Origin of the sequence: Nocardioides sp. (assembly GCF_041913365.1) — a bacterium.
Lineage (GTDB): Bacteria > Actinomycetota > Actinomycetes > Propionibacteriales > Nocardioidaceae > Nocardioides.
The window spans coordinates 455,739-471,950 of the sequence record NZ_JAYSFM010000002.1; the positions used below are offsets into that span (position 1 = coordinate 455,739).

Genomic DNA, 16,212 nt, shown 5'->3' on the forward strand with positions numbered 1-16,212 from the left:
AGATCTTCCGGGAGTCTAGGACCTCAGGCCTCGATCACCACAGGAATGATCATCGGGCGGCGCCGATGTGCCCGGTTGACCCAGCGACCGACGACACGACGGACGGTCTGCTGGAGCTGGTAGGCGTCGTTGGCACCGTCGGCCACCGCCGCGTCGATCGCGTCGATGATCGGCTGCTTGATCTCGTCGAAGGTGGTCTCGTCCTCGGCGAAGCCGCGGGCGTGGATCTCCGGTCCGGACACGACCTTGCCGGTCACCGAGTCCACGACCACGATCACCGAGAGGAAGCCCTCCTCGCCGAGGATCCGGCGGTCCTTCATGGACGCCTCGGAGATGTCGCCGATGGTGGTGCCGTCGACGAAGACGTAGCCGACGTCGACCTTGCCGACCACCTTGGCCACCCCGTCCACGAGGTCGACGACGACGCCGTCCTCGGCGAGCACGACGTTCTGCACGCCGGTGGCGCGGGCGAGGTCGGCGTTGGCCCGCATGTGGCGGATCTCGCCGTGGACCGGCATCACGTTGCGCGGCTTGACGATGTTGTAGCAGTAGAGCAGCTCGCCGGCGCTGGCGTGGCCCGACACGTGCACGAGTGCGTTGCCCTTGTGCACGACGTTGGCGCCGAGGCGGGCCAGGCCGTTGATCACGCGGTAGACGGCGTTCTCGTTGCCCGGGATCAGCGAGCTGGCGAGGACGACGGTGTCGCCCTCCTCGAGGTGGACGAAGCTGTGGCTGCGCTGCGCGATGCGGCTCAGCGCCGACATGGGCTCGCCCTGCGAGCCGGTGGAGATGAGCACCTGCTTCTCCGGGGGCAGGTCGGCCAGCTCCTTGGCGTCGACCATCACGCCCGGCGGCAAGGTGAGGTAGCCGAGCTCCTGGGCGATCGCCATGTTGCGCACCATCGACCGGCCGACGTAGCCGACCTTGCGGCCGTGGGCGACTGCGGCGTCGAGCACCTGCTGCACGCGGTGCACGTGCGAGGCGAAGCACGCCACGATGATCCGCTGGCTGCTCTTGGCGAAGACGCGCTCGAGCACCGGGCCGATGTCCTTCTCCGGCGTGGTGAAGCCGGGCACCTCAGCGTTGGTCGAGTCGGTGAGGAAGAGGTCGACGCCCTCGTCGCCGAGCCGGGCGAACTCGTTGAGGTCGGTGATCCGGCCGTCGAGCGGGAGCTGGTCCATCTTGAAGTCGCCGGTGTGCAGCACGACGCCCGCGCCAGTGCGGATCACGACCGCGAGCGCATCGGGGATCGAGTGGTTGACCGCGACGAACTCCAGCACGAACGGGCCGAAGGTGATCGTCTGGCCCTCGGCGACCTCGTACTGGGCCGTCTCCTTGAGGCGGTGCTCGCGCAGCTTGGAGCCGAGCAGGGCGAGGGTGAGCTTGGAGCCCACCAGCGGGATGTCGCCGCGCTCACGAAGGAGGTACGGCGTGGCGCCGATATGGTCCTCGTGGCCGTGCGTGAGCACGAGGGCCTCGATCGCGTCGAGGCGGTCACGGATCGGGTCGAAGTCGGGCAGGATCAGGTCCACGCCCGGGTGGTGGTCCTCGGGGAACAGCACGCCGCAGTCGACGAGCAGCAGCCTGCCGTCGTACTCGAAGACGGTCATGTTGCGGCCCACCTCGCCCAGTCCGCCGAGCGGGATGACCCGGAGGCCACCTTCGGGGAGGGGGGCGGGCGCGCTCAGGTCGGGATGGGGATGACTCAAGGAATTCCTCGGTTCGGTGTCGGTGTACGTCGTTCAGACCAGGCCGGCGGCGGCCAGCCCGGTGCGCAGCGCCGCGACCTCGTCGTCGTCCAGTGCGACGAGGGGTCCGCGGACGCGGCGGTTGTCGATCACCCCGAGCAGCTCGAGGGCTGCCTTCGCGGTGGTCGCTCCGTAGTTGGGGACGCCCATCACGGCGTCGAAGGCCGGGAGCAGCGCCGTGTGGATGCGCAGCGCCTCGGCGTGGTCACCGCGCACCCAGGCGTCGATCATCGACGCGAGCTGGTTGCCGGCCGCGTGGGCGACGACGGACACCAGGCCCACGCCGCCGTAGGCGAGGTAGCCCAGCGTGGCGACGTCGTCGCCGGAGTAGACCGCGTAGCCCAGGTCGACGAGCTGCGCGGCGCGTGGCAGAAGGCCGCTGGCCTCCTTGACGGCGACGACGTGGTCGTAGCCGCGCATCGTCTCGTAGGTCGGCAGCTCGATGAGGGTGGCCGTGCGCCCGGGGACGTCGTAGAGCATCACCGGCAGGTCGGTCGCCTCGACGACGGAGGTGAAGTGGTGGCGCAGGCCGACCTGGCCGGGCTTGTTGTAGTAGGGGCTGACCAGCAGCACGCCGTCGACGCCGATCTTCGCGGCCTGCTGGGCCAGCTCGACGGAGTGGGCGGTCGCGTTGGTGCCGACGCCGGCGATCACGGTCGCCCGGTCGCCGACGGCGTCGTGGACCGCGCGCAGGATCTCGCCGTCCTCGGCGACCGAGGTGGTCGGGCTCTCCCCGGTGGTGCCGCTGACGACGACGCCGTCGTTGCCGTGGTCGACGAGGTGGGCGGCGATCCTCGCCGTGCCGTCGAGGTCGACGCTGCCGTCCTCGTGGAACGCGGTGGCCATCGCGGTGAGCAGGCGGCCGAACGGGGCAGTGGAGCTCATGACCCGAAGGTTATCGCTCCTCCTCCCGGCCGTTGTCGGCGCCGAGCCGCATACTGCTGCCCATGGCGTACGACGAGGTGCTGGCGCAGCGCATCCACGACCTGCTCGACGGCGAGGAGGGGGTCACCTCGAAGAAGATGTTCGGCGGTCTCGGCTACCTGGTCGACGGCCACATGGCGGTCGCCGCGGCCAGCCAGGGCTCGCTCATGGTGCGCACGGACCCGGCCGACGGCGAGGCCTGGGTCGACGGCGAGGCCGTCAATCCGATGGAGATGCGCGGGCGCGCCATGTCAGGGTGGCTCCTCGTCGCGCCCGAGGCGCTCGCCGACGACGACCAGCTGCAGCTGTGGGTCGACCGCGGTGTGGCCTACGCGAGGACCCTGCCACCCAAGGAGAAGTAGTGCCCGACCTCGACCTGCCCGCCGGCCTCGACCACGACCAGCGGGCGCGGTTGGTGGCACTGGCCGAGCGCAACGACGCGGCCCACGGTGACGACCTGCTCGGCCTGGTGCTGAGCGGCTCGGCCGCGCGCGGCTACGCGACGGAGCACTCCGACCTCGACGTCATCGTCGTCCTCACCGACGAGGCGGCGGCGACACGGTCCTCGACGCACTCCCCCGAGATCGACGAGGCGGTCGACTCGTGGACCGAGATGGTCACGGTGCCGCCCTTCGGGACCGAGGGCTGGTGGTTCCGCTGGTCGTACGCGTGGGCGCCGGTGCTGCTCGACCGCACCGGCGGCGAGCTGGTTGCGGCCGTCCGTCGCCAGGCCACGCTGACGCCCGAGGAGGCCGACGAGGTCCTGATCGACCACGACCGGCTCGACGGGTGGGTCAACTTCGCCTACCGCGCCCTGAAGAACCACCGCGACGGCCGGTCGCTCGAGACCCGGCTCGACGCGGCGGAGTCCGTGCCGTGGCTGCTCGACGTGGTGTTCGCGCTCGCCGGGCGCGTGCGCCCCTACAACAAGTACCTCCCCTGGGAGCTGCGCACCCACCCGCTCGACGGCTGGCCCGCCGACGAGCTGCTCGACCTCTTCGAGCGGACGCTCGCCGGTGACGTCCGCGCGATCCGCGAGGTCTTCCCCGTGGTCCGCGCGGCGTGCGCGGCGCACGACCGGGAGCGCGGCCACACGCGCACCACGGACATGGTCGACGGCTGGGGCAGCGAGCTCGACCTCTTCGCCTGAGGGTGGCTCAGCGACCCCGGATGGCCGGGAGCACGTGGTGCTCCAGCATCGGCGCGAGGTCGTCGGGGTGGTCCTCGAGCGGCGTCCACCGCACCTCGGCGATCTCCCCCGCGGCGACCGGCTCGGCGTCCGACTCGATCCAGAAGACCGTCGAGTGGAGCGTGTGCCCGGGCTCGTTGGCGGCCTCGGAGTGGAACTCGCCGAGCAGCGTCGCCTCCGCCACCTCGATGCCCACCTCCTCGCGCGTCTCGCGGAGCGCGGCATCGCGCGCCGACTCCCCCGGCTCGAGCTTGCCGCCCACGAGCATGAACCGCTCGGTCCCCTGCTTGCGCACCGTCAGCACGTGGCCGTCCCGCACGAGCGCGACCGCGGCCACGACGATGTGGTTCTCGGCAGCCGGCTGCATGGCCCGAGACTGCCACGTCACCCCGGACAGCACGCAGCCACCCTGACCGGGGCTTACCCGGCGGGTGGCTGCGTGATGCTGCTCGCTGACCCGTCAGCCGCCTCTCGGCGAAAGGCCGCTCGTAGCGGCAGGTGGTGAGGCCCGGGGGCATGATGCGGAATCAGCTGACCGTCACAACTGGGCGGCTGGGCGATTCATTCCCGTGACCTGCGCCCGATCTGCGCTATTGCCCGAGCGCGCGGCGTACGGCGTCGAGCGCGACGCCGTCGGTGACCCCGAGCGTCCGCACCGCGGCGGCGTACGACGATGCCGCCTCGCGCAGCGACCGCTCCACCCCGCTCCCCGCGACGAACGTGCCCGACCGACCGCGGGTCTCGACGACACCGAGGGCCTCGAGCTCCTTGTAGGACCGAGCGACCGTGTTGGCGGCGAGTCCGAGCGAGGTGGCGAGGGTGCGGACCGGGGGCAGCCGGAAGCCCGGCGCGAGGGTGCCGTCGTCGACCTGCGCGCGGATGCCGTCGCGCACCTGCTCGAACGGCGGCACGCCGGAGGACGGGTCGACGGACAGGTTCACGCCGCCGGCTCCGCCCGCTCCAGCCACACCCGGTCGTAGCCCTCGAAGGACTCCCGTGCGGTCTCCACCCAGTCCGCGGCCGGGAACTGCGGGTAGCGGACGTCCCCCGGCGGGTCGAGGTGCACCTCGGTGAGCACCTGGTGCGTCGCGTGGGGCAGCAGCGCGGCGTACACCTCGCCGCCGCCGGCGACCATCAGGTCCCCCTCCTGCTGCCCGGCCAGGTCGAGGGCCTCGGCGACGGTGTGCGCGACCAGCACTCCGTCGTGCGACCAGCCGGCGTGGCGGGTGAGCACGATCGTGGTCCGCCCGGGGAGCGGCCGGCCGATCGACTCGAAGGTGGTCCGCCCCATCAGGAGCGTGTGCCCCCAGGTCAGCTCCTTGAACTGCGCCTGCTCGCCCGGGATCCGCCAGGGGATGTCGGGGCCGTTGCCGATGACGCGGTTGCGGGCGTGGGCGGCGACGAGCACCACCCGCTGGTCGGGGCGGGTCACGGACCGAGCCTACTGATCGCGCCCGCCCCCTGTTCGGTGCGTCCGAGCCGTGCGACCGTGGGAGGACCACCTGATCCACGGAGGCTCCGATGAGCACCTCAGACAGCAGCACCTGCCCCGACTGCCACGCCCTGGTGGCCGACCTCGCCGCCCACGAGCGGTGGCACCTGCGCCTGGTCGCCGACGTCGCGAAGTCGGTGAGCCAGGCGCTCGGCCGCGGCTAGACCGCGATCGGCGCCTTGATCACCGGGTGCGGGTCGTAGCCCTCGACGGCGACGTCCTCGAGGTCGAAGCCGTCGATCTCGGTGATGTCGGGGTTGAGCACCAGCCGCGGCAGCGGCCGCGGCTCGCGGGAGAGCTGCAGCCGGGCCTGCTCGACGTGGTTGAGGTAGAGGTGCGCGTCGCCGATCGTGTGGACGAAGTCGCCCACCTCGAGCCCGGTCACCTGGGCGACCATGTGCGTCAGCAGGGCGTACGACGCGATGTTGAACGGCACGCCGAGGAAGGTGTCGGCCGAGCGCTGGTAGAGCTGGCAGCTCAGCCGTCCCGGACCGGTCTCCGAGGGTGCGACGTAGAACTGGAAGAGCGTGTGGCAGGGCGGCAGCGCCATGGCATCGACGTCGGCGACGTTCCACGCCGAGACGATGTGGCGCCGCGAGTCGGGGTTGGTGCGGATCCCCTCGACGAGCCGGGCCACCTGGTCGACGTGGCGGCCGTCGGGCGTGGGCCACGAGCGCCACTGGTAGCCGTAGACCGGGCCGAGGTCGCCGTCGTCGTCGGCCCACTCGTCCCAGATCGTGATGCCACGGCCCTGGAGCCACTTCACGTTGGTGTCGCCGCGCAGGAACCACAGCAGCTCGCCGAAGACCGAGCGCGTGTGCACCTTCTTGGTCGTGACCAGCGGGAAGCCCTCGGACAGGTCGAAGCGCATCTGGTGCCCGAACACGCTCAGCGTGCCGGTGCCGGTCCGGTCGGTCTTCTCGACGCCCTCGTCGAGGATCCGCTGCAGGAGGTCGAGGTAGGCGCGCACGGGACGACTCTACGACGCACGACCGACGATCAGGACGACCTTCCCCGTGGTGTCTCGCGCCGCGAGCGCGCGGTGGGCAGCGGCGGCGTCGGCCAGGTCGAAACGGGTCGTCACCGGCCGCCACTCCCCCGCCTCCAGCCGTCGGACGGCCTCCTCCGCGAGCGACTGGATCCCGCCCGACCGGGCGAACATCCGGGCGCCGATCGCCGCGGTCACGGCGACCCCGCGATCGAACACGTCCTGTACGGTCAGCTCGATCACAGAGCCCGCGGTGTAGCCGAACATCACCAGCCGACCACCGGGCGAGACCAGGTCGAACGCCGCCCGGCCGACCTCTCCCCCGACGCCGTCGAGGGCGACCGTGACCGGCCGGTCGAAGCCCAGCAGGGCGGCGACCTTCGCCGGCCATCCGGGCTCGAGGTAGTCGACTGCGTGGGCACCGAGCTCCCCGACCAGTGCCGCCTTCTCCGGTCCGCCCGCCACCCCGACGACCGTCGCTCCGGCCCCGAGGGCCGCCTGCACGAGCAGCACGCCGAGGCCACCGGCGGCGCTGGTGACCAGCACGGTGTCGTCGGCGCCGATCCCGGCCTCGTCGAGGATGCCGAGCGCGGTCCGCCCGGTGCCGACCATGGCGACCGCCTCGGCGGAGGCGACGTGGTCGGCCAGCGGGATGAGCGCGGAGACCGGCGCGAGCGCGTGCGTGGCGTACCCGCCGCTGAGCTGGCCGAGGTGCGCGACGACGCGCCGGCCGAGCCAGGCGACGTCCTCGTCGTCGCCCACGGCGTCCACCACGCCGGCGACCTCGCGACCGGGTGTCATCGGCAGGTCGGCGCGGCCGAACGGCCCCGACTCTCCCTCGCGCAGGACCGTGTCGAGGAGGTGCACCCCCGCTGCTTCCACGGCCACCCGGACCTGGTGGGAGGCGGGCTCGGGGAGCAGGCGGCTCTCGGGCACGAGCACCTCCGGGCCGCCGTACTCGCGCTGCACGATCGCGGTCATCGTCGTCATGGCGACGACGCTAGGAGCTCAAGTGGACGTGAGATCAAGTGCTGCTGATCAGCTGCGCGGCACCCGCGCCTCGGCCAGCACGCACTCGACGTCGAAGGTGAAGTGCCCGGCGCTCGCCACCGCGTCGTACGCCGTCCGCAACCGCCGCTGGACCTCGACGGTCTGGGCCCGCCACGCGACGCCGAAGTTGCCAACCGAGGTGAGGCCCACCCACAGGTCGTCCGCGCGGACGCGCCACTGCCAGGCCTCCGTGGCGGCATGGGTGACGGCGAGCCCGGCCTCGGTCAGGATCCCCGCCAGCCCGCGCGGGGATCGGTCGAAGTCGCGGTCCTCGGGCAACCGCGGCGACGGAGTCCGCACGGCCCCGGCCCTGTCGAGGAGGCCGCCCCACATCACGGCCTGCGGGGGCGGGCTGCTGCCCCAGATCGTGGCGAGGACCACGCCACCGGGCGCACCCACGCGGGCCAGCTCGCGAGCGCCCGCGCGCGGGTCGTCGACGTGGTTGAGCACGAAGCTCGCGACGACCGCGTCGAAGCCGTCGTCGGCGAAGGGGAGGTCGGGAAGCCCCGCCACGACCACGTCGGACCCGAGGGCCGCCGCCGCGAGCTCGGCCATCTCCGGATCGGGCTCGACCGGGACGACGTCGAGGCTGCCGGGCAACGCCGCGACGAGCTCACCGGTGCCGCAGCCGACGTCGAGCACCCGTCCGCGGGCCGGCGACCGGCTCACCAGCGCCGGGACCGCTCCCGCGCACAGCCCCGCGAAGCTCCGTGCGTACGCCTCTGCCACCCCGGTCCACAGCGCCTCAGCCACGAGGCGGGACCTTACGTGGTCGTCCGGCCCGGACGGTGGTGACGCGGCGCCAGGAGGCTGTGTCGCCGTTTGCCCACCCCGGAGCACCTGCTCGGCATACGGTGGCCCCCGTTTCCGACGCAAGTGGTGCGTCCGAGCGTTGTGAGGGGGGCCTCGAGTGGGTGTGCCGGGGGTCGACGTGCCCGAGGTCAAGGACGTCGTCGACGTGTTCGTGGCCGACCGGGGGACGCCCCTGGTCAGCTTCGTCGAGGCGACGACCGACGAGGAGATCGTGCTCGCCGTGGCGCGGACGCGTGAGGGCACGCGGGTGCCCATGCCGGTGGGCGAGCGGTTCGAGATGGTGTGGCGCGGCCGCGACGAGGTGCGTTCGGTCCCCGTCGAGATCATGGCGATCGTCCGCGGCGAGAACCCCCTGTGGCAGGTCCGCGCGGTCGGCCCGGCGACGACGGGCCAGCGCCGGCGGGCCGTGCGCGCACGGATGGGCCGCACCGTCCAGGTGAGCGTCGAGGACGTGGAGCTGGCCGGCACCACCCTCGACGTGAGCGAAGGTGGCATGAGGGTGGTGCTGGGCCACGACGTCGTGGCGCCTCCCAGGGCCGGGACGGTCGTGGACGTCCAGCTGGAGCTCTCCCGCGGGGAGGTCGCCTGTGCCGCCGAGGTGATCCGCCACTTCCACCGCGAGGACGGCCGGCCCGACCTGAGCTTCCGGTTCATCGACCTGCCGAGCAGGACCGAGGACCTCATCCGGGGCGAGGTGTTCGAGGAGCTGCGCCTGCAGCGGGCCCGCGGGCTCGCCTGAGGCACCCCCGGCCGGGTCAGCGCAGCCGGATGGAGCCGTCGGCCTCAACGATCGTCCGCGGCTCGCCGCAGACGAAGTCCGCGGTGCAGACCACGATCGCGCGGCGGCCGGACTCCGACTGACGCACCGTGTCCTGCACGCCCTCGCGGCGCGAGGAGTCGAGGAGGTGGGCCCAGCCGCCGCCGGGCACAGGCGCACTCTGGACCAGGACGTCGTACTGCCCGAGCGGGAGGTACGGCGGCGGGTCCGGGGCGTCGGACAGCGACTCCGGCGCCCGGTCGATCCCGTGCACATCCCCGTCGGCGTCGATGCCCACCAGGTCCCCGGAGCGCAGGACCGCTGCCGCACCCGACCCCCAGGCCACGAACTCGGTGACGCCCGGCAGCTCGACGACGACGTCCTCGAGGTGCAGGTGGCCCTGGGCGTACCAGACCACCGGCAGCGGGTTGGCCTCCTCCCGGACCTCGCGGGGCGCCGGTCGACCCGCCCACCAGGCCCAGCCGGCAGCGAGGACCGCGGCCCCGGCCAGCCAGACCACGCCGAGCCGGGCGCCGCGGCGCCGGCGGGTCGTGCGCGCCTCCTCCGCCCGCGCCAGCCACGGGTCGGGCGCGTCGGCGGGGTCCGAGCGGCGTACGCCGTGGGGCGCGGGCGCGCCGGGTCGTGGGGGCAGGCCGGTCCGGTGGCGCAGCTCGGCCCAGAGGGTGACGTCGACGTCCTCCTCCCGGACCTTGCGCGACCACGAGGCGCGGCTCACCAGCAGCGTCTCGGCGACCGCGAGCCGGGCGTCGTCGGGCGGGACCCCCTCGTCCTCCAGGGCACCGACGAGGTCGGGCCAGCGCGCGGCGAGGTAGTGCGAGAAGTCGGAGTCGTCCGCCCTCCGCATGACGGGTCAGGCGCTGAGCGACATGGGGCCGTAGACCTGGCGGTCGTGCTCGAACAGCGTCACCGCGGTGACGCCGTGCTCGGCCAGCTCGGCCCAGGTCTCACCGACCCAGGACTCGGCGTCGCCCTGGGTGCTGAAGCGCTGGTCGGAGTGTCCGGCCACCTCGACCGCCTCGCCGGAGGCGTCCTCGAGGCGCCACCACCACGGCCGCTCTGAGGCCGACGGCGGGCGGAAGGTCGGGGGCTGTCCGGGCAGCACTCAGAACTCCTTCACCGACGGGTCGACGAACGGCGGCTTCACCAGCTGGAAGATCTCGCGGCGCCCACGGACGTCGACCCCGACCTCGGCGTCCTCGGCGACCATCACCGGGATCAGTGCGAGGCCGATGCCCTTCTTCAACGTCGGCGAGAAGGTGCCGGAGGTGATGTCGGCGAGCGGGACGTCCTGGGTGAGCGTGACGCCCATCCCCGGCCGCGGGATGCCGCGCCCGACGGCGATCAGCCCGCGCAGGCGGCGCTTCGGCCCCTCCTCCTTCACCTTCACGACCGCGTCGCGGCCCCAGAAGGCCTCCTTCTTCCAGCCGACGGCCCACGACAGGCCGGCCTCGACCGGGTTGGTGTCGAGGCTGATGTCCTGGCCGTGCAGCGGGTAGCCCATCTCGGTGCGCAGCGTGTCGCGCGCGCCCAGGCCGCAGGCGGCGATGCCGTACTCCTCGCCGGCCGCCATGAGGGAGTCCCACAGCTGGCCGGCCGCGTCGTTGACGACGACCAGCTCGTAGCCGCGCTCCCCGGTGTAGCCGGTGCGGCACACGACGACGCCCACGCCGGTGTCGTGCAGCTCGGCCTCGACGAACGACATGTACTCGTGCCCCGTCGGCAGCCCGACCTTCTCGAGCACCTCGTCGGAGCGGGTGCCCTGCACGGCGAGCACGGCGTAGTCGTCGTGGTGGTCGACGACCTTGACCCCCTCCGGCGCCTCCGCCTGGAGCCGGCGCACCACCTCGGCGGTGTTGGCGGCATTGGGGATGAGCAGGACGTGCTCGTCGTCGTGCCAATAGGCGATCAGGTCGTCCACGATGCCGCCGGACTCGTCGAGGCACAGGGTGTACTGCGCCTTGCCCGGCTGGATCTTCGCGAGGTCGTTGGAGAGCGTCGCGTTGACGAAGTCGGCGGCGCCCGGACCCGACACCATCGCCTTGCCGAGGTGGCTCACGTCGAAGATGCCGACCGACTCGCGCACGGCCGTGTGCTCCTTGACCACGCCGGTGGCGTACTCCAGCGGCATCGACCAGCCGCCGAACTCGGCGAACTTCGCGCCCAGCGCCTCGTGACGGTCGTGGAGCGGCGACTGCTTGAGCGTTCCTGCCATGCGGCGAAACCTACCGCAGCGGTCCCGCCGGAACGCCTCGCCTAACATGCGGCGGGTGACCACGTACGCACTCCGTGCCGCCAGCCCCGCCAAGACCCGTGCCGACGCCGTCGTGGTGGGAGTGGTCGCCGGCGACAAGGGCCCCCGCCTCTGCGACGCGGCCGACGACGTCGCCAAGGCCTACGGTCGCCGGCTGCGTCCCTTCCTGTCGACGATGGGCGTGACCGGCAAGCCCGGCGAGGCCGTCAAGGCGCCCACGCGCGACGAGGTGAACGCACCCCTGCTGGTGTTCGTGGGGCTCGGTGACGACCCGACCGACCCCATCGCCGTACGCCGTGCCGCGGGCGTCGCGGCTCGCAGCGTGTCCAACGCCGCGTCGGTCGCCCTCGCCCTGCCGGCCGACACCCCCGAGCTGGTCTCCGCCGTCGTGGAGGGCCACCGCCTCGGTGGCTACACGTTCACGGCGTACAAGTCCCAGAAGCCCGAGACCGACGCGCCGAACGACGTCGTCGTGCTCACTTCCATCGCCCGTCGCGCCGAGGCGACCGCCGCCCTCGAGAGCGCCGAGGTCCTGGCCGACGCGGTGACGCTGTGTCGTGACTGGGTGAACACGCCCCCCGCCGACTGCACTCCCCCGCTGCTGGCCGAGCTGGTCACCGCCGCGCACAAGGCGGCCACCAAGGGCCGGGGCGCGCCGAAGATCGAGCTCGAGGTCTTCGACCACGAGCAGCTCGCCGAGATGGGCTGCGGCGGCATCCTCTGCGTCGGCAACTCGTCCGCCGCCCCCGCCCGGCTGGCAAAGCTCACCTGGGCGCCCAAGGACGCGGTCGCCCACCTCGCTCTCGTCGGCAAGGGCGTCACCTTCGACTCCGGCGGCCTCACCATCAAGCCGTCGTCGAGCATGATGAACATGAAGGGCGACATGGCCGGTGCGGCCAGCGTCGTGGCCGCCACCCTGGCCATCGCCCGGCTCGGGCTGCGCGTGAAGGTCACCGCGTTCGCCCCGATGGCCGAGAACATGGTCTCCGGCACGTCCACCCGTCCCGGTGACGTGATCACCATGCACAACGGCACGACGGTCGAGATCGCCAACACCGACGCCGAGGGCCGCATGCTGCTCGGCGACGCCCTCTCCATGGCGGTCGACGAGGAGCCCGACGTCGTCGTCGACATCGCCACCCTGACCGGCCACATGCAGCTCGCCCTCGGCGACAAGGTCGGCGCGGTGATGGGCACCGACGACCAGGTCCCCGCCGTGCTCGCTGCCGGCGTCGTGGCCGGCGAGCAGCACTGGGCGATGCCGATCCCCGAGGAGATGAAGGAGCGCATCACCAGCTCCAAGGTCGCCGACCTGCTCCAGCACGACTGGGTGCGCTGGGGCGGCGGCCTGTACGCCTCGGCGTTCCTGCGCGAGTTCACCGGCGGCCTGCCGTGGGCGCACCTCGACATCGCCGGCAAGGAGATGAACACCGGCGGCCCCTACGGCCACGTCCCCTCCGGCGCCACCGGCTTCGGCGTCACCACGATCGTCGAGCTGGCCCGGGCGCTGGCCGAGGCCTGACGGTTCAGCCGCGGGCGGGCTTGAGCTGCTCGGGAGGCGACGGCTCCTCGGGCCACGCCTGCACGAGCAGCTTCTGGAGCTCACCCTCGACGCGGCCGCTGACCCGCAGGCGGTGGGGCCCGGACGCGTCGGTGCTCCCCGGCATCCACACCATGTCGTAGCGGTGGTCGACGAACCCGATCCGGCCCGTCACGCTGAACTCCCCGATCGTCGTGTACGAGTCGTCGACCGGCGGCGCCGCCGGCAGCAGCTCCTGGGAGAGGTCGATGCGGAAGGCGCCGTAGTCGGTGTAGATGATCGGCGTCCGGCCGTAGTAGGTGAGCATCAACGCGACGCCGCCGAGGTCGGTGTCGGGCTCCGACCCGGCCCCCACGACGCGTGTGTAGGACTCGAGGAACTCCTCGTTGAGCGGTCCGCGCATGCGCGCGCTGACCCGCCCCGGCCACTCGTCCGTCGCGCCGGGGTCGTCGGGCCAGGGCTCGTCGTCGGGCGATGCCTGCCCGTCAGCCGGCTCGTCGTCGGAGGTGCCGCCGTTCAAGCCGTCGATGAGCTCGACCTCGGCCGCGGGGTCGCTCGCGCGGGTCGGCTCCGGCTCCTGCCCACCGCACCCGGACAGGACGAAGGCCGCGACGGCCACGACCGCGCCCAGGCGCGGTGTCACAGGCCGCGGGCCTTGCGCGCCGCCTTCTGGCGGGCGTTGTAGTCGCGCATCCGCTGGGGGACCCCGACCACGGCGGCGTCGTAGGACGGCACCCGGTTCTTGTTGGCGAAGTCGTGCGCCCACTTGACGCTCGGCACCCGGCGCCGGGTCCACTCACCGTCGTGCGCCACCAGCAGCAGCGTCACGTCGTTGACCGCGGTGCGGGGCTCAACGAACCCCTCCACGCCCTGACGGGTGCGCACGAAGTTCTCGAGGTGGCGCACGTCCTCGCCGTCCGAGGCCCGGACCCTCGTGGAGCCGGTGCGCGCAGCATCGCGCGCCGGACGACGGGTGCGCCCCTTGCGCCGGAATCGGTCGAACATGCCCATGGGGACCATTCTGCCGGGACGGGCCGCACAACGGCGGCATGTCGTGCCGATCGGCCTCCGGATGACCTCGGGAGGACCTCGGGAAGACCCGGTGTGGACAGGCGCACGAAGAGTGCAAAGATGGGCGACGCCGATGGATCAGCTGAACGAGCGACGTGTGTGGAGGGATATCTGTGGCGGACGGTGAGTTCGACGTACTCGTCCTCGGGGCTGGTTCGGGCGGCTACGCCTGTGCCCTGCGAGCGGCCCAGCTGGGGCTGAGCGTCGGACTGGTCGAGAAGGGCAACCTGGGCGGCACCTGCCTCCACGTCGGCTGCATCCCGACCAAGGCCCTGCTCCACGCCGCCGAGGTCGCCGACTCCGCGCGCGAGGCCGCGCAGTTCGGCGTGAGCGCCACCCTCGACGGCATCGACATGGCCGGCGTCAACGCCTACAAGGACAAGGTCGTCGACCGGCTCTTCAAGGGCCTCACCGGCCTGATCAAGTCCCGCGGCATCACCGTGATCCAGGGCACGGGCACACTGACCGGCCCCCGCGAGGTCACCGTCGACGGCACCGCCTACACCGGCAAGGCCGTCGTGCTGGCCTCCGGCTCCTACAGCAAGTCGCTGCCCGGCCTCGAGGTCGACGGCGAGAAGGTCATCACCTCCGAGCACGCCCTGCGCCTGGACCGCGTGCCCGCCTCGGCCATCGTGCTGGGAGGCGGCGTCATCGGCTGCGAGTTCGCGAGCGTCTGGAAGTCCTTCGGCGCCGAGGTCACCATCGTCGAGGCCCTCCCGCGGCTGGTGGCCGCCGAGGACGAGGCCTCCTCCAAGGCGCTCGAGCGCGCCTTCCGCAAGCGCAAGATCTCCTTCCTCACCGGCACGCCCTTCCAGAGCGTCAAGACCACCGACACCGGTGTCGCGGTGACCGTCGAGGGCGGTGACGTGATCGAGGCCGAGGTGCTGCTCGTCGCGGTCGGCCGCGGCCCGTCCACCGACGGCCTCGGCTACGCCGAGCAGGGCATCGAGATGGACCGCGGCTTCGTGCTCGCCGACGAGCGCTGCCGCACCAACGTCGAGGGCGTGTACGCCGTCGGCGACATCGTCCCGGGCCTCCAGCTCGCCCACCGCGGCTTCCAGCAGGGCATCTTCGTCGCCGAGGACATCGCCGGGCTCGACCCGCGCCCGGTCGACGACGCCGGCATCCCGCGGGTGACGTACTCCCACCCGGAGATCGCCTCCGTCGGCCTCGACGAGGCGAAGGCCCGCGAGCTGCACGGCGACGCGGTCACCACGGTGACGTACGACCTCGGCGGCAACGGCAAGAGCCAGATCCTCCAGACCCAGGGCTTCGTGAAGCTCGTCGGCCTGGTCGACGGACCGGTCCTCGGCGTCCACATGGTGGGCGACCGGGTCGGTGAGCTCATCGGCGAGGCCCAGCTGATCTACAACTGGGAGGCGCACGCCGACGACGTCGCTCCCCTGGTGCACGCGCACCCCACCCAGAACGAGGCGCTCGGCGAGGCCCACCTGGCCCTGGCCGGCAAGCCGCTCCACGCACACTCCTGAGATCCACCCCTACTCCACCCATACGCGAGCGAAGGAACCACATGGCCTCCGAAGTCACCCTCCCCGCACTCGGCGAGTCCGTCACCGAGGGCACCGTCACCCGCTGGCTCAAGCAGGTCGGTGACACGGTTGCCGTCGACGAGCCGCTGCTGGAGGTCTCCACCGACAAGGTCGACACCGAGATCCCCTCGCCGGTCGCCGGCACCCTGCTGGAGATCAAGGCCAACGAGGACGACACCGTCGAGGTCGGCGCCGTCCTGGCCGTCGTCGGCGAGGAGGGCGAGTCCGCCGGTGACGCGTCCGGCTCCGCCGAGCCCGAGGCGCAGCCCGCCGACGAGCAGGAGTCGGAGAAGAAGGCCGAGCAGGAGGAGCAGCACGCCGAGGAGACCGGCGACCTGCCGGCCGGCGACTCCACCCCCGAGTCCGAGAAGGACGACGCCCCCGCTCAGTCCGAGCCCGCGGCCGAGCAGGCCTCCAGCGGCTCGTCCGGCGACTCCTCCGGCGGTGGCGGCGGCGGTGGCGGCACCCCCGTCACCCTTCCGGCGCTCGGTGAGTCCGTCACCGAGGGCACCGTCACCCGCTGGCTCAAGCAGGTCGGCGACGAGGTCGCCGTCGACGAGCCGCTGCTCGAGGTCTCCACCGACAAGGTCGACACCGAGATCCCCTCGCCGGTCGCCGGCACCCTGCTCGAGATCAAGGCCGCCGAGGACGAGACCGTCGAGGTCGGCGCCGAGCTGGCGATCATCGGGTCCGGCGACGCCGCGCCCGCGCAGCAGGAGGCTCCCGCCGAGGAGAAGGCCGAGGAGAAGGCGCCCGAGCCGGAGCCCGAGCCGGAGCCCGAGCCGGAGCCCGAGCCGGAGCCCGAGCCGGAGCCCGAG

General features: G+C 72.5%; 19 protein-coding genes and 1 pseudogene. 7 read left to right on the top strand and 13 right to left on the bottom strand.

What is annotated here, in order from left to right:
* Positions 1–23 precede the first annotated feature (23 nt).
* Both ACE3QY_RS07105 and dapA read right to left on the bottom strand, forming a co-directional pair.
* Positions 24–1,709: a ribonuclease J gene (locus tag ACE3QY_RS07105; protein WP_374455307.1), complete on the bottom strand. Its 1,686-nt coding sequence runs from the start codon at positions 1,707–1,709 to the stop codon at positions 24–26.
* A gap of 33 nt (positions 1,710–1,742) precedes the next feature.
* Positions 1,743–2,633: a 4-hydroxy-tetrahydrodipicolinate synthase gene (gene dapA / locus ACE3QY_RS07110; RefSeq protein ID WP_374455308.1), complete on the bottom strand. Its 891-nt coding sequence runs from the start codon at positions 2,631–2,633 to the stop codon at positions 1,743–1,745.
* Positions 2,634–2,695: 62 nt separating this feature from the next.
* On the opposite strand from dapA, the gene ACE3QY_RS07115 reads away from it, so the two are divergent.
* Positions 2,696–3,034 carry a TfoX/Sxy family protein gene (locus ACE3QY_RS07115; RefSeq protein ID WP_374455309.1) on the top strand — a complete coding sequence of 113 codons (339 nt, stop codon included), beginning with the start codon at positions 2,696–2,698 and terminating at the stop codon, positions 3,032–3,034.
* Positions 3,034–3,822 (top strand): nucleotidyltransferase domain-containing protein, encoded by a 789-nt coding sequence (locus ACE3QY_RS07120; protein ID WP_374455310.1) that lies wholly within the window; start codon positions 3,034–3,036, stop codon positions 3,820–3,822. The genes ACE3QY_RS07115 and ACE3QY_RS07120 overlap by 1 nt, the downstream gene beginning before the upstream one ends.
* A gap of 7 nt (positions 3,823–3,829) precedes the next feature.
* On the opposite strand, the gene ACE3QY_RS07125 is transcribed toward ACE3QY_RS07120, so the two are convergent.
* From ACE3QY_RS07125 to ACE3QY_RS07135, 3 genes are all read right to left on the bottom strand, one after another.
* Positions 3,830–4,228 carry an NUDIX domain-containing protein gene (locus tag ACE3QY_RS07125; protein ID WP_374455311.1) on the bottom strand — a complete coding sequence of 133 codons (399 nt, stop codon included), beginning with the start codon at positions 4,226–4,228 and terminating at the stop codon, positions 3,830–3,832.
* Between the two features lie 223 nt (positions 4,229–4,451).
* Positions 4,452–4,802, bottom strand: a complete 351-nt coding sequence (locus tag ACE3QY_RS07130; RefSeq protein WP_374455312.1) for a GntR family transcriptional regulator — start codon at positions 4,800–4,802, stop codon at positions 4,452–4,454.
* A complete protein-coding gene (locus ACE3QY_RS07135; RefSeq protein ID WP_374455313.1) occupies positions 4,799–5,293 on the bottom strand; it encodes a dihydrofolate reductase in 495 nt (164 codons plus the stop codon). Before ACE3QY_RS07135 ends, ACE3QY_RS07130 begins: the two co-directional genes overlap by 4 nt.
* A gap of 89 nt (positions 5,294–5,382) precedes the next feature.
* Here ACE3QY_RS07135 and ACE3QY_RS07140 point away from each other — a divergent pair, with 89 nt between their 5' ends.
* On the top strand, positions 5,383–5,517 hold the full coding sequence (locus tag ACE3QY_RS07140) for a hypothetical protein (RefSeq protein ID WP_374455314.1): 135 nt from the start codon (positions 5,383–5,385) through the stop codon (positions 5,515–5,517).
* Here ACE3QY_RS07140 and ACE3QY_RS07145 read toward each other — a convergent pair.
* Genes ACE3QY_RS07145 through ACE3QY_RS07155 form a run of 3 tightly spaced genes read right to left on the bottom strand, consistent with a single transcriptional unit; the run spans position 5,514 to position 8,144 of the window.
* The gene (locus ACE3QY_RS07145; protein WP_374455315.1) at positions 5,514–6,323 is read right to left on the bottom strand and encodes a thymidylate synthase; all 810 of its coding nucleotides are present in this window, start codon (positions 6,321–6,323) and stop codon (positions 5,514–5,516) included. The genes ACE3QY_RS07140 and ACE3QY_RS07145 overlap by 4 nt on opposite strands.
* A gap of 9 nt (positions 6,324–6,332) precedes the next feature.
* The gene (locus ACE3QY_RS07150; RefSeq protein WP_374455316.1) at positions 6,333–7,331 is read right to left on the bottom strand and encodes a zinc-binding dehydrogenase; all 999 of its coding nucleotides are present in this window, start codon (positions 7,329–7,331) and stop codon (positions 6,333–6,335) included.
* A gap of 48 nt (positions 7,332–7,379) precedes the next feature.
* Positions 7,380–8,144 (bottom strand): class I SAM-dependent methyltransferase, encoded by a 765-nt coding sequence (locus ACE3QY_RS07155; RefSeq protein WP_374455317.1) that lies wholly within the window; start codon positions 8,142–8,144, stop codon positions 7,380–7,382.
* A gap of 157 nt (positions 8,145–8,301) precedes the next feature.
* Here ACE3QY_RS07155 and ACE3QY_RS07160 point away from each other — a divergent pair, with 157 nt between their 5' ends.
* On the top strand, positions 8,302–8,943 hold the full coding sequence (locus ACE3QY_RS07160) for a flagellar brake protein (protein WP_374455318.1): 642 nt from the start codon (positions 8,302–8,304) through the stop codon (positions 8,941–8,943).
* Between the two features lie 16 nt (positions 8,944–8,959).
* Here ACE3QY_RS07160 and ACE3QY_RS07165 read toward each other — a convergent pair whose 3' ends face one another.
* Genes ACE3QY_RS07165 through gcvT form a run of 3 tightly spaced genes read right to left on the bottom strand, consistent with a single transcriptional unit; the run spans position 8,960 to position 11,194 of the window.
* Complete coding sequence (locus ACE3QY_RS07165; RefSeq protein WP_374455319.1) at positions 8,960–9,826, bottom strand: hypothetical protein; 867 nt, start codon at positions 9,824–9,826, stop codon at positions 8,960–8,962.
* Positions 9,827–9,832: 6 nt separating this feature from the next.
* Positions 9,833–10,084 carry a hypothetical protein gene (locus tag ACE3QY_RS07170; RefSeq protein ID WP_374455320.1) on the bottom strand — a complete coding sequence of 84 codons (252 nt, stop codon included), beginning with the start codon at positions 10,082–10,084 and terminating at the stop codon, positions 9,833–9,835.
* Entirely contained in the window at positions 10,085–11,194 is a 1,110-nt protein-coding gene (gene gcvT / locus ACE3QY_RS07175) for a glycine cleavage system aminomethyltransferase GcvT (RefSeq protein ID WP_374455321.1), read from the bottom strand. It lies immediately after the preceding gene.
* Positions 11,195–11,249: 55 nt separating this feature from the next.
* Between gcvT and ACE3QY_RS07180 the strand changes: the two genes are divergently transcribed.
* Positions 11,250–12,755 carry a leucyl aminopeptidase gene (locus ACE3QY_RS07180; RefSeq protein ID WP_374455322.1) on the top strand — a complete coding sequence of 502 codons (1,506 nt, stop codon included), beginning with the start codon at positions 11,250–11,252 and terminating at the stop codon, positions 12,753–12,755.
* A 4-nt stretch (positions 12,756–12,759) separates the two neighbouring features.
* Here ACE3QY_RS07180 and ACE3QY_RS07185 read toward each other — a convergent pair whose 3' ends face one another.
* Both ACE3QY_RS07185 and ACE3QY_RS07190 read right to left on the bottom strand, forming a co-directional pair.
* Positions 12,760–13,416 (bottom strand): hypothetical protein, encoded by a 657-nt coding sequence (locus ACE3QY_RS07185; protein WP_374455323.1) that lies wholly within the window; start codon positions 13,414–13,416, stop codon positions 12,760–12,762.
* A complete protein-coding gene (locus tag ACE3QY_RS07190) occupies positions 13,413–13,784 on the bottom strand; it encodes a hypothetical protein (protein WP_374455324.1) in 372 nt (123 codons plus the stop codon). Before ACE3QY_RS07190 ends, ACE3QY_RS07185 begins: the two co-directional genes overlap by 4 nt.
* A 173-nt stretch (positions 13,785–13,957) precedes the next feature.
* Here ACE3QY_RS07190 and lpdA point away from each other — a divergent pair, with 173 nt between their 5' ends.
* Together lpdA and ACE3QY_RS07200 are read left to right on the top strand one after the other, a co-directional pair.
* Positions 13,958–15,334: a dihydrolipoyl dehydrogenase gene (gene lpdA, locus ACE3QY_RS07195; protein WP_374455325.1), complete on the top strand. Its 1,377-nt coding sequence runs from the start codon at positions 13,958–13,960 to the stop codon at positions 15,332–15,334.
* 41 nt (positions 15,335–15,375) lie between these two features.
* Positions 15,376–16,212, top strand: a pseudogene (locus tag ACE3QY_RS07200) (biotin/lipoyl-containing protein); the annotation flags it as partial.

Coding starts and splice junctions, on each gene's coding strand:
- dapA (WP_374455308.1), bottom strand. CDS start 2,633: ATGAGCTCCACTGCCCCGTTCGGCCGCCTGCTCACCGCGATGGCCACC.
- ACE3QY_RS07115 (WP_374455309.1), top strand. CDS start 2,696: ATGGCGTACGACGAGGTGCTGGCGCAGCGCATCCACGACCTGCTCGAC.
- ACE3QY_RS07125 (WP_374455311.1), bottom strand. CDS start 4,228: ATGCAGCCGGCTGCCGAGAACCACATCGTCGTGGCCGCGGTCGCGCTC.
- ACE3QY_RS07140 (WP_374455314.1), top strand. CDS start 5,383: ATGAGCACCTCAGACAGCAGCACCTGCCCCGACTGCCACGCCCTGGTG.
- ACE3QY_RS07150 (WP_374455316.1), bottom strand. CDS start 7,331: ATGACGACGATGACCGCGATCGTGCAGCGCGAGTACGGCGGCCCGGAG.
- ACE3QY_RS07165 (WP_374455319.1), bottom strand. CDS start 9,826: ATGCGGAGGGCGGACGACTCCGACTTCTCGCACTACCTCGCCGCGCGC.
- gcvT (WP_374455321.1), bottom strand. CDS start 11,194: ATGGCAGGAACGCTCAAGCAGTCGCCGCTCCACGACCGTCACGAGGCG.
- ACE3QY_RS07190 (WP_374455324.1), bottom strand. CDS start 13,784: ATGGGCATGTTCGACCGATTCCGGCGCAAGGGGCGCACCCGTCGTCCG.